This window comes from Bacillus sp. UNCCL81 (genome assembly GCF_900112535.1).
GTDB lineage: Bacteria > Bacillota > Bacilli > Bacillales > Bacillaceae_G > Gottfriedia > Gottfriedia luciferensis_B.
The window spans coordinates 309,945-321,735 of sequence record NZ_FOMF01000003.1 but is presented as its reverse complement, the minus strand read 5'-3'; the positions used below and the strand labels follow the sequence as shown (position 1 = coordinate 321,735).

13 protein-coding genes are annotated in these 11,791 nt (G+C 32.5%); 4 read left to right on the top strand and 9 right to left on the bottom strand.

Annotated elements, in window-relative coordinates; translation table 11 throughout:
• Window positions 1-243 precede the first annotated feature (243 nt).
• Entirely contained in the window at window positions 244-891 is a 648-nt protein-coding gene (locus tag BM319_RS07350; RefSeq protein ID WP_175495580.1) for a YkyA family protein, read from the bottom strand.
• 163 nt (window positions 892-1,054) lie between these two features.
• Between BM319_RS07350 and BM319_RS07345 the strand changes: the two genes are divergently transcribed.
• Both BM319_RS07345 and def read left to right on the top strand, forming a co-directional pair.
• The gene (locus BM319_RS07345) at window positions 1,055-1,198 is read left to right on the top strand and encodes a YjcZ family sporulation protein (RefSeq protein WP_069035541.1); all 144 of its coding nucleotides are present in this window, start codon (window positions 1,055-1,057) and stop codon (window positions 1,196-1,198) included.
• A 188-nt stretch (window positions 1,199-1,386) separates the two neighbouring features.
• Window positions 1,387-1,944: a peptide deformylase gene (def, locus tag BM319_RS07340; RefSeq protein ID WP_091022047.1), complete on the top strand. Its 558-nt coding sequence runs from the start codon at window positions 1,387-1,389 to the stop codon at window positions 1,942-1,944.
• 173 nt (window positions 1,945-2,117) lie between these two features.
• On the opposite strand, the gene BM319_RS07335 is transcribed toward def, so the two are convergent.
• Both BM319_RS07335 and BM319_RS07330 read right to left on the bottom strand, forming a co-directional pair.
• Window positions 2,118-2,891, bottom strand: coding sequence for a Cof-type HAD-IIB family hydrolase (locus BM319_RS07335; protein ID WP_091022045.1), 774 nt, complete (start codon window positions 2,889-2,891; stop codon window positions 2,118-2,120).
• Window positions 2,892-2,906: 15 nt separating this feature from the next.
• Window positions 2,907-3,815 (bottom strand): DMT family transporter, encoded by a 909-nt coding sequence (locus tag BM319_RS07330; RefSeq protein WP_069035538.1) that lies wholly within the window; start codon window positions 3,813-3,815, stop codon window positions 2,907-2,909.
• A 348-nt stretch (window positions 3,816-4,163) separates the two neighbouring features.
• Here BM319_RS07330 and BM319_RS07325 point away from each other — a divergent pair, with 348 nt between their 5' ends.
• Both BM319_RS07325 and rnjA read left to right on the top strand, forming a co-directional pair.
• On the top strand, window positions 4,164-4,376 hold the full coding sequence (locus BM319_RS07325; protein WP_056468578.1) for a DNA-dependent RNA polymerase subunit epsilon: 213 nt from the start codon (window positions 4,164-4,166) through the stop codon (window positions 4,374-4,376).
• 3 nt (window positions 4,377-4,379) lie between these two features.
• The gene (rnjA, locus tag BM319_RS07320; protein ID WP_069035536.1) at window positions 4,380-6,047 is read left to right on the top strand and encodes a ribonuclease J1; all 1,668 of its coding nucleotides are present in this window, start codon (window positions 4,380-4,382) and stop codon (window positions 6,045-6,047) included.
• Between the two features lie 64 nt (window positions 6,048-6,111).
• On the opposite strand, the gene BM319_RS07315 is transcribed toward rnjA, so the two are convergent.
• The 6 genes from BM319_RS07315 to ccpC form a co-directional block, all read right to left on the bottom strand.
• A complete protein-coding gene (locus tag BM319_RS07315; protein ID WP_069035535.1) occupies window positions 6,112-7,146 on the bottom strand; it encodes a cytochrome d ubiquinol oxidase subunit II in 1,035 nt (344 codons plus the stop codon).
• Between the two features lie 341 nt (window positions 7,147-7,487).
• Window positions 7,488-7,943: a TlpA family protein disulfide reductase gene (locus tag BM319_RS07310; RefSeq protein ID WP_069035534.1), complete on the bottom strand. Its 456-nt coding sequence runs from the start codon at window positions 7,941-7,943 to the stop codon at window positions 7,488-7,490.
• A 121-nt stretch (window positions 7,944-8,064) separates the two neighbouring features.
• Window positions 8,065-8,607: a peroxiredoxin gene (locus BM319_RS07305; RefSeq protein WP_056468592.1), complete on the bottom strand. Its 543-nt coding sequence runs from the start codon at window positions 8,605-8,607 to the stop codon at window positions 8,065-8,067.
• A gap of 117 nt (window positions 8,608-8,724) precedes the next feature.
• Window positions 8,725-9,834, bottom strand: coding sequence for an N-acetyldiaminopimelate deacetylase (locus BM319_RS07300; protein WP_091022043.1), 1,110 nt, complete (start codon window positions 9,832-9,834; stop codon window positions 8,725-8,727).
• 243 nt (window positions 9,835-10,077) lie between these two features.
• Window positions 10,078-10,794 (bottom strand): 2,3,4,5-tetrahydropyridine-2,6-dicarboxylate N-acetyltransferase, encoded by a 717-nt coding sequence (dapD, locus tag BM319_RS07295; RefSeq protein ID WP_069035532.1) that lies wholly within the window; start codon window positions 10,792-10,794, stop codon window positions 10,078-10,080.
• Window positions 10,795-10,870: 76 nt separating this feature from the next.
• Window positions 10,871-11,746 (bottom strand): transcriptional regulator CcpC, encoded by an 876-nt coding sequence (ccpC, locus tag BM319_RS07290; protein WP_069035531.1) that lies wholly within the window; start codon window positions 11,744-11,746, stop codon window positions 10,871-10,873.
• Window positions 11,747-11,791 lie beyond the last annotated feature (45 nt).

Genomic DNA, 11,791 nt, shown 5'->3' with positions numbered 1-11,791 from the left:
ACTAGTACAGTTTATAACACGTTCATAAACTCGTCAAATATTTTGTTGTATTATTTTATTCATGATTTTTCAAAAAATTTGCCACAAAATTTTAACCCTGTACTACCTTTGAAACAGCAATCTGTTATACAATAACAGAAACTCCTTTAAATTATACTCAAATAGCTAATAATGGTTTTTTTTTATCTTAAATTTCAAACTGTACTACAACGATTTTTATTTAGTAATTCTAGTCCCGATATGTTATTTACCATATTTTTCATATATGTCTTTTTGTAAATTATTTAATTTTTGAGTATAAAGATTTAATTGATCATTGTATTTAATGACATCTTTATAAATGTGATTTGTATCCTTTGTCTCATTCTTTACATTTTTTAAATCAACTTTTTTCTGCGATAATAAGTTATAAATTGAAAGATCCGTTTCCATTGCATCTTTATATTTAGAATTCAATTTATCGTATAACTCTGTTCTTTCTCTCCATGTTTTTATAAAGTTATTAACTTCATTTCGAAACTGTTCATCCTTCGTTTCAATATTTATTGTTTGAAGTTCTTTAATTTTTATGTCTATATCGTGAATTAATTTTGACTCCTCATTGACTCGTTCTTTTCGTTCATTTAATAAATTAATTGCTTGTTTAGCTGACTCTTGTCTTTTATTTACTTCGCTGATTTTATATAAATAAATTTTTTCATAATACTCCAATTCTTTTACTTCCAGTTTTTGAATACCTTCTCCAGCTTTTTGAAATTTCTGTTCCATTTTAGCAATTTCAGCTAGTTGATTTATTACTAAATTCTTTTGTTTTACTTGAGAAGTACAACCCGAACAAAGGATAAAGAGTATGACTATTACAAGAAATAAAGAATTAAATTTTTTATACATAATTTCACCCAATTTTTTTTCATTATTATTTCCATGTTGCATCTTTTCACACTTTTTATACGTCCTAAAAAATAATCTGGTCACATACCCACACACTTTATGTAGTTTTTCATAATTTGTAGTATCCGCTATATGCGGAAACAGTTTAAAGGGAGGTTATTATATGTACGGTTACGGATACGGTGGAAAAGGTGGATACCCTGGTTATGGTTACGGCGGCGGATGCGGTTGCGGTTACGGCGGTTTCGCATTAATCGTTGTTCTATTCATTTTATTAATTATCGTTGGTGCAGCTTTCGTTTTATAATTCACACTTGTAAGCCTCTATTATTAATGTATAACCACAAACTTTAAGGAGCGATAATTTATCGCTCCTTTTTCCATTCTACCTGCTTGTGACTGACAATTTAATAAAGATTTGTTAGACTAAATTAATAATACTAGTGAATAGTACATACTTATATTAAGGAAAAATGAGACAGGAGTGAAATTCATTTGATTACAATGAAAGATATAATTCGAGAAGGCGATCCTAGATTAAGGGAAATCTCGAGTGAAGTAAGCTTACCTCCATCGGCAGAGGATATTCATTTAGCGAATTTATTATTAGAATATGTTATAAATAGTCAGAATCCAGAAATAGCTGCCGAATACGGTCTACGATCTGGTATCGGATTAGCTGCGCCACAAATTGGAATTCTAAAAAGAGCCATAGGTGTTCATGTTACTGACTTACAAGGTAATTTATATAGTTATGCTTTATTAAATCCAAAAATTGTAAGTCATTCTGTTGAGGAAGTTTATTTATCAGGTGGTGAAGGCTGCTTATCTGTTGATCGAGATGTTCCTGGATATGTTCCACGATACGCAAGAATAACAGTTACTGGTTTTGACACGAGATTAGGAGAAGTAAAAATTCGTTTAAAAGGTTTACCAGCAATTTGCTTCCAGCATGAAATTGATCATCTAAATGGAGTAATGTTTTATGATCGTATTAATAAAACAAATCCTTTTTCTCCTCCAGAAGGTGCTTCACCTTTAGAGAGAAAATAAAAAAGAGCGATTGGAAAACCAATCGCTCTTTCAGACTGCCCGCCAAACGCTCGCTTTCTTCGTTGCTTCGCCTGTCTGCGGTGCTCTTACCGTTTAGGGTAACTCCGCTCCTCGAAAGACAAGCGCTTGCAATCAGTCTGAAAATAAATGTTTTTGTAGTTATCTCTACAGACTTAAAGAAGTCCTGCCCATTTTAAACCGTTTAAAATTCCATCTTCATCAACATTCGTTGTGATATGGTTAGCTAATTTTTTTAGTGGATCCACTGCATTACCCATGGCGATACCTGTACCAACTTTTTCAATCATTTCTAAATCATTTAATCCATCACCAAATGCGATCACATTTTGCATATCAAATCCAAGATGGTTTACCATTTGAAGTATTCCATTCGCTTTAGATCCTCCAACTGGTAAGACATCTGACGAATATTCATGCCAACGAATAAAATTAAATTCATTAAACCCATCGGTTAAAGATGGCTCTTGATGCTCTTCACAGAACAGTAAGACTTGATAAATTTCACGATTATGATAAAAATCATGCTGAACTTCAGGATGTTGCATTCTGATCGATGTCATTGCTTCTTTTATATGAGGATGTGAATCAATTGACGCTCTCATTGTCTCGTTATTTAAATAGATAAGCGGAATGCCTAGTTCTTTTGCTTTTTGAGTAAATTGGTGAAGTTGTTCTGGATGTAGGGCATGTTTGTGAATAGCTTCACCTTCAAATTCAGCATATTGTCCATTTAAACTTATAAAACTATTTATATTTAATTCTTCACGAATTTCTTTAAACATGAATGGCGCACGACCAGTTGCAATCGCTACGTGGATATCTTTATTTTGAAGTTCCGAAATTGCTTTCTTTGTACTTTCCGGAATTACTTTATCATGATTTAAAATCGTTCCATCTATATCAAAAAAAACGATTGGTTTAGTCATATTATTCTCCCCTCACTAAGACGCTGCATTTGCTTTTGAGTTATTCATTTTTGACTTTTGTTTACTATTCGTAATAAATACTCCTAGAAGTACGATTAACAACCCTAATATCATTTTGAAAGATAAAGGCTCACTTAAAAAGAAAAAGCCCCAAATCGAAGCAAATACAGGTACTATATAAGTAACCATTGTTGCAAATTCTGCACTTCCCTCTTTAACCATATAATAAAATAATAAATATGCCAACCCAGAACATATAACGCCTAGTCCAAACACACCACTAAAAACTTCAAAATTAACAAATGGTTTTAAAGTGCCCTTCCCTACAATGATCATATAAAAAAAGCCGAATACACCAGAAATACCTAAGGTTAAAAATGAAACAATCATTACATCAATTTTTTGTAAATACTTTTTCGTTAAATGTGAACCAAGCCCATAACAAAAAGTAACAAATAACATTAATATTGAATAAATTATATTATCGGAGAAAATTGTTGATGGATTAAGATTCATCATAATCATAAGTCCAACGATCCCGATCATAAGTCCAATCCATTGTTTCTTATGAATTTTTTGAGAAAAGAAAAAATAGCCAATAATGAGTGTTGCAATTGGCGTAAAAGCATTCAATACTGCCGCTTCATTACTTTGCAGATGTGTCTCGCTAAAAGAAAGAAAAAGCCAAGGTATAGCATGATTAAATAATGAAATGACGATAATTAAACTCATTTTCGGTAAATTTTTATAATCAATCTTTACCTTTTTGATTAACATAATAATTAATAATGTCATAGCACCAAAGAAACAGCGATAAAATACAATTGCTTCTGGCCCTATATCGTTTAAAAGGAGCTTAATAAATAAAAAAGATGTACTCCAAATAATACTTAATAAAAACAAAGCTCCATATAACTTCTTCACATTCTTCTCCCCTTAACTTTAAGATACCCTCTATTTTAACTGCTTTTTGGATTATATTGAATGAAAATGTTTTTTCGTTCTATACTAAACATAAATATACTATGTCCGTGTTCTCTTTATATAAGTTTAATTTCATGTCTAGGAGGTAAAACTAATGTTACGTAAACTTCGAAAAAAATTAAAAAAACGGCTAAAACAATTTTTGAAAAAGAAGAAATATATCTCAATAATTTCAAATTTTTTTTTAAAATAACCGTATTTTAGGTAATCTTCAATAAAAAGAATGAAAATATATAGAAAATCACTTATAATATTGAGAAGATAGTGATTTGACAAGGAGAGATTTAAATGATTTTTAAAGTATACTATCAGGAATTACCATTAGAGGTACCTGTAAGAGAAAAAACTAAAACAGTTTATGTAGAAGCAGATAGTGAAAGAGAAGTTCGTGCGAAATTATTACCTTTCAATTATAATATTGAGCTTGTTCAAGCTTTAACCGGTGCTCATCTTGAATTCGAAAAACAAAGTGAAAGCTTTAAAATTTTGGAGCTAGCGTAATTTATGAAATTTCTTAAAAATGATCAAGCTGCCGTATTCGCACTAGGTGGCTTAGGGGAAATTGGTAAAAATACATACGCAGTACAATATCAAGATGAAATTATATTAATAGATGCCGGAATCAAGTTCCCTGAAGATGAGCTACTAGGGATAGACTATGTTATACCTGATTATTCCTACTTAGTTCGAAATGAGGAAAAAATTAAAGGTTTATTTATCACTCACGGACATGAAGACCACATTGGTGGTATTCCATATTTATTAAGAGAATTAAACATTCCAATTTATGGTGGAAAACTTGCTCTTGGCTTAATTAAAAATAAACTAGAAGAACACGGTCTTTTAAGAAAAGCAAAATTAATTGAAATAAAAGAAGACGACATCATTAAATTTAGAAAAACTAGCGTAACTTTTTACCGTACTACTCACAGTATTCCAGATTGTTACGGAATTGTTGTAAAAACTCCACAAGGACAAGTCGTTCATACAGGTGACTTTAAATTCGACTTTACACCAGTTGGAGAAACAGCTAATTTAACAAAAATGGCTGAGATTGGTAAGGAAGGCGTTTTATGTCTACTTTCTGACAGTACAAATAGTGAAGTATCACATTTTACAATGTCTGAAAGAAAAGTCGGAGACACGATTAATGAAATCTTCCGTAAAGTAGACGGTCGAATTATTTTTGCAACATTCGCATCAAACATTCATCGTCTTCAGCAAGTAGTTGAATCTGCTATTGCAACTGGACGTAAAATTGCTGTTTTTGGTAGAAGTATGGAAGCGAATATCGAGATTGGTCATGACTTAGGTTATATCAAATGTCCAAAGGATACATTTATCGATGCATCTCAAATTAATCGTATTCCAGCTAATCAATTAGTCATTTTATGTACAGGTAGTCAAGGTGAACCTATGGCTGCATTATCACGTATAGCAAATGGTACACATCGTCAAATTCAAATTATTCCTGGAGATACTGTAGTATTTTCTTCTTCACCAATTCCAGGTAATACAATGAGCGTAAACCGTACAATCAACTTACTATACCGTGCTGGTGCAGAAGTAATTCACGGTTCATTAAATGATATTCATACTAGTGGTCATGGTGGACAAGAAGAGCAAAAATTAATGCTTAGACTGATGAAACCTAAATACTTTATGCCAATTCACGGTGAATATAGAATGCAGCGCATGCATGCTAAGCTTGCTATGGACTGTGGAGTACCTGAAGAAAACTGCTTTATCATGGATAATGGTGAGGTTTTAGCTCTTCGTGCAGATGAGGCTATGGTTGCAGGTAAAGTTCCTTCTGGTAATGTTTATATTGATGGAAGCGGTATCGGCGATATTGGTAATATCGTTTTAAGAGACCGTAGAATTTTATCTGAAGAAGGTCTTGTAATCGTTGTCGTAAGTATCGATATGAAGGAATTTAAAATCTCGGCAGGACCAGATATTATTTCACGCGGTTTCGTTTATATGAGAGAAAGTGGCGATTTAATAAATGAAGCACAAGCAATGATTTCTACTCATTTAAACAAGATCATGGAGCGTAAAACTTCTCAATGGTCTGAGATAAAAAATGAAATTACTGATACTTTATCACCTTTCTTATACGAAAAAACAAAACGTAAACCAATGATTCTCCCAATTATTATGGAAGTTTAATCATTAGTACATGATAAAAGGGCGATTTCAAAAGTCAAAATACTTTTGAAATCGCCCTTTTTTATTAATCTTGAAAGTCATTTTTTTCATTACTTTTTAAAAACACTTTCATAAAAAAAGGTTTATGAAGAACTAAAAATATAAAATACACTGTAAATAAGATAAAAAATACAACAAACAGGATAATTAGTACGATCGCTAAACTACTTTTTGCAAAACTTGTTTCAATTCTTAAATAAGGATATAAGATAAATGGTAGATGACTTATTCCATACCCAAAAAATGCGAAGAAATATTGTAATAATACTAATATAAACGCTAAACCATATCTTTTTCTTTTTATAACAAAATAAATTGCTATACAAAAGCAAATTAAAGAGATAAGAAAGAATTCCCATACATTATGCATTCGATCAAAATGAACTTTATTATGTAACTTCATTGATAAAAATACGATGATACTCGAAATAATCGTTGGCAATGACCAGACTAGTACATACTTTCTTAATTTAGTTTCCGATTCCGAATCATTAATTAGTTTTGCAGAATAAATTAAAAACATTGCACTAATAAATAGGACTGAACATACAGCCAATAGCATCACGGATAGTGAATAAGAATTCGTAATTAATTTAAATGGATAAAAACGTATATCTGTTCCGTTCTCGATAATAAATCCACCTTCAGAAATTGTTAAAACTGTAGATAATGTAACAGGTATTAATAGACTTGTCGCACCATACAAAATTAAAAAGAACTTACTCCTATTTCCCCCATATTGCTGAAAAGTATAAAACGATCCCCTAATTGCTAAAAAAATCATTGCTACACTACCCGGAACTAATAAGGGAACACCATAATAATATGCTACCCTTGGGAATATACCGACTACACCTACGAAGAAGAAAATGAAAAATAATGTAGCAAGTTCCCAAATAGATGAAAGATGTCGATTTATTAAGCCAATTAATTTTGGTTCTTCTTTAGTTGTAATTGCATAAAACGCATAAAATCCTGCACCAAAATCAATTGAAGCAATAATCATGTAGGCATATAAAAACAACCATAAGATAAAGATTGCGATTGTTTGAATCTCCAAACTTTTTTCCTCCTACAGAAAAATTCCTTAAAATAAAGATTAGTTTTCTTTAATTATACCTATAAAATACACTTTCTACTAGTTTCAAGATGAAGATTACGGAAATACAAAAAGAGACTTTAAAAAAAGTCTCCTCAGACTGTTGATTAACGCTAGCTTTCTTCGTTGCCTCGCCTGTTCTGTGGTGCTCATTACCGTCAAAGGTAACTTCGCTCCTCACCTAGCTTCGCGCCTCGAAAGACAAGCGCTTGCAATCAGTCTGAAACTCAGTTTTTTTGGATTTCCTTACACGAAAAAAGAGACTTTAAAAAAGTCTCTTATGTGATGATTGATTCTAAAAACTATTCTACTTTTGCTGCTTCATCTAGTACTCGATTAACACGCTTTTCTAACATTGGCATTCCGCCTTCTCCAGCTTGGAAGTGGCGTAATACACCTGTTTTATCAAACACGTAATATGATGGTACATATTTATTTTCAAAAGCATCTGTAATCGTATGTTGGTTATCAACTAAAATTGTTTGTGTAATTCCATGTTCGTTTGCAACTTCTTTAATTTTATCAATATCTAAATCATCTTCAGATCTTGGCATATGAACACTTACAACATTTAATCGATCTTTATATTCATCTCTAAAAGCATTAATGTTTGGCATTGCTACTTTACATAAATGGCAACTAACTGACCAAAAATGTATTAATGTTGGTTTATCACCGATTAGGTTTTCTTTTTGAATTTCTCCATTTAATACTGTTGTTGCACCATCTAATTCAGGCATTGGTGAGCGAAGTCTCATTTTATAGTCCTCCTACTTGTTTCATTAGCTCAATGTGAGCTTGTTCCACTTTTCGTTATTGTGTTTAAAAAGGCCTAACTATAAGTTAGACCTTTGACATTAAATCTTAATTGACTGTGAATTATAGAGTTGCTTGACCTGGTTTCCAGTTAGCTGGGCAAAGTCCACCAGTTTGTAAAGCTTGAAGTACACGTAAAACTTCATCAACTTCACGACCGATGTTGTTGTGGTGTACTACTTGGTACATTAATTCACCCTCTGGGCTGATGATGAATAATCCACGTAATGCAATACCTTCTTCTTCAATTAATACGCCATAGTCACGAGAAATAGCGTGGTTTGTATCTGCACCTAATGCATATTTTAATTGTCCTAAGCCATTATCTTTACGATCAGTGTTGATCCATGCTAAGTGAGTGTGGATTGTATCTGTAGAAACACCTACAACTTCAGCATCAAGATCTTCAAACTCGTCGTAACGATCAGAGATTGCTACGATTTCAGTTGGACATACAAAAGTGAAGTCCATTGGATAGAAGTATAATACTGTCCATTTATCGTTTTTCATGTTTTCTTCTAAGCTTACTTTACCAAATTCTTTATTTGCTAAAACTGCTTCCATTTCAAAGCGTGGTGCTTGTTTTCCTACTAAACGTTCTGCCATCGTTATTACCTCCAATATTTATGTAACTATTTATCATACAAGTGATATTATAGTAAACTAGTTATTTAAAGTCAATATTAATTTATAATTATTATTAACTGAAAATCATTTTCATTGTTATTGTTTCATAAAGTCCGAAATAAATCGAATCATTAAAGGAATCACATTCTCATCTGGGTTTAATTTTTGGTTATGGAGTCCGAATTCTGAATTTACACCAATCCAAAACATTAGGCCTGGAATTTCTTTTGTCATATAACCAAAATCTTCACCTGTCATTGCAACATTGCATAGGACAGCCTCAATACCGTCATATTGTTTCGCAAAATGAAAGAATTCATTCGTCAACGATTCATCGTTTATTACTCCATAGTAATTACTTCCAAAATCTACTTCTATTTTACACTGAAAACTCTCTTTAAATCCATTCACAAGACTTTCAATTCTGTTTTTTAATTTTAGCATCGCTTCTTCACTTAATGCTCGCATCGTACCTTCTATTCGAACATGATCTGCAATAACGTTTTGAACTGTACCACCGGTTATCTTTCCAATCGTAATAACAGCACTGTCTAATGGATTAACATTTCTTGATACAACCGATTGTACTTGAGTGATAAAATGACTTGATGCAACGATCATATCATTCGTTAAATGAGGGAAAGCAGCATGACCGCTTAAGCCATGAAAATCAATAAAAAGCTCTGATGTATGAGCAAATAACATACCAGGTTTCGTAGCAATCGTACCAACAGGATATTCAGGCGCTATATGTAAACCGTAAATTACATCTGGTTTAAATGGTTTAAATTCTTCACTTTTAAGTAAAGGCTCCGCTCCTCCAGGCCCTTCTTCAGCAGGTTGAAAAATAAATACGACATCGTCATTTATTGGCTCATTAACAAGGTTAGTAAGAACACCAAGAGCAATACTCATATGTACATCATGACCACAGGCATGCATATTACCTTCATGAATCGATGAAAACTCTAATCCTGTGTTTTCTTTCATTGGTAATCCATCAATGTCTGTACGGTAACCAATCGTTCTAGTAGAATTTAACCCTTTTACTCGAACGAAAATACCTGTTCTCCAAGTATCAATTACCATTCTTTCTTGATCTAAACTAGATAAATAATCTAGTAAATAAGCTTGTGTTTTGAATTCTTGAAATCCAAGTTCGGGAATTAAATGTAAATCCCGTCTAATTTTAATAAATGAATCCATTTTAACTCCTCCAAAAAAAGCGTGAAAATATAATTTCTACGCTCAGACTGCCCACAGAACGCGTGTTTTCTTCGTTGATCACTTGCCTGTTTCGATGATAAATTACCGTAATAAGGGTAACTCCATTCCCTATCAGACTTCACGACTTGAAAGTCAATTGCTTGTAATCAGTCTGAACTTATATTTTAGTATAATGCCTATAAAGTAAGCGTAGAAAATAAATTCTACGCTTACTCCTTGTTATTATTGATTTAGTTGTCGTAAAGCCTGAATGATTTCAGTTTTTGAAATTGTTTTATCATCGATATCTTTGATCTTTCTAGCAGGAACACCTGCAACTACAGTGTAAGGAGCAACGTCTTCAGTAACAATTGCACCTGCAGCTACTACTGCGCCTTCACCTACTTTAATACCTTCTAAAACTACTGCATTAGCACCAATTAGTACATTGTCTTCAAGAATAACTGGGTTTGCTGATGGTGGCTCGATTACACCAGCTAAAACTGCGCCAGCACCAACGTGACAGTTTTTACCTGTTGTTGCACGTCCACCAAGTACTGCGTTCATATCGATCATTGTACCTTCACCAATTACAGCACCTATGTTAATTACCGCACCCATCATAATAACTGCATTGTCTCCAATTGTAACTTGATCACGAATAAATGCACCTGGCTCGATACGAGCTTTAATACCTTTAGCATCTAAAAGTGGAATCGCTGAATTACGACGATCTGATTCTACTACATAATCTTCTATGTATTCTTTTTGCTCTTCAAGGATTACTTTAACATCATCCCACTCACCAAATAAAACTCCAGAATTTTGAGAAATAAATGATTGAACTGATTCAGAAATAGTAAGCTTGTCTAATTGACCTTTTACATAAACCTTAACAGGTGTTTTTTTAGTACTATTTGCAATAAATGCAATAATTTCATTTGCGTCCATTAATTTCATAATGAATTGCCCCCTTTATTATTATCAATAAGAATACTCTATCAAATCTAGTAAGTAACTAGCAACATTTTGTCGATTAATCTTTATTTTTTTTTCGAATTGATTCTATAAATCCTTCTACTTGTTTTAATTTCATCGCATCTCGATTATAAAGTAAGTATGTATCGCGATATAACCCTGATTGTTCTTTTGTAATTAAAGGTGTTTTTATAATATTTTCATCACTTACATCATGTAATACAGAGGAAGGTAAGATCGCAAAGCCTAGTCCATTCAATACAAATTGCTTACATGTCTCAATTTGATCGACCACAATTTCATGTTTTGGTAATGAATTAAAATGCTCATACCACCATGACTGGATTAGCTGATAGTAATTTGAATTACTTTTAAACTGAATAAATGGTCTTTGTATAGTTTTATATTCCTCAAGACTATGTTTTTTTGTATCAACTAATAATAATTCATCAGAAAACAGTAATTCCTTCTCTCCAAACCAATTTTGGTTTCCTCGTACAATTGCTAGATGAACTTCATTTTCATATAAGCGATTTGTGATTTCACTACTCCAACCGGTAAAAAGTGAAACTTGTACTTCTGGATAGCTTGACACATATTTTTTTAAAACTGGTGGTAACCAGTATTGCGCAACAACAGATGAAACGGCAATCTTTAAAGTACCCGAAATATCGGATTTTAAAATTTGTAACTGCTCTAACATTGTTTGATACGTTTCTTCCATCTTTTTCGCATAGTTTAAGATGATTTCTCCAGAGGCAGTAATAATCAATCCTTTTTGAGAACGAATAAACAATTCACTACCCATCTGCTTCTCTAAATTTTGTAGCCTTTGACTTAAGGCTGGTTGAGAAACAAACAGCCTCTCTGCTGCCTTCCTCATATTCTTCTCTTCAGATAAAGTAATTATTAGACGTATATCATCAATTTGCACATAATCCCCCCTTGCCCTTAAACCTAAAAGAATTAGACCATTCAA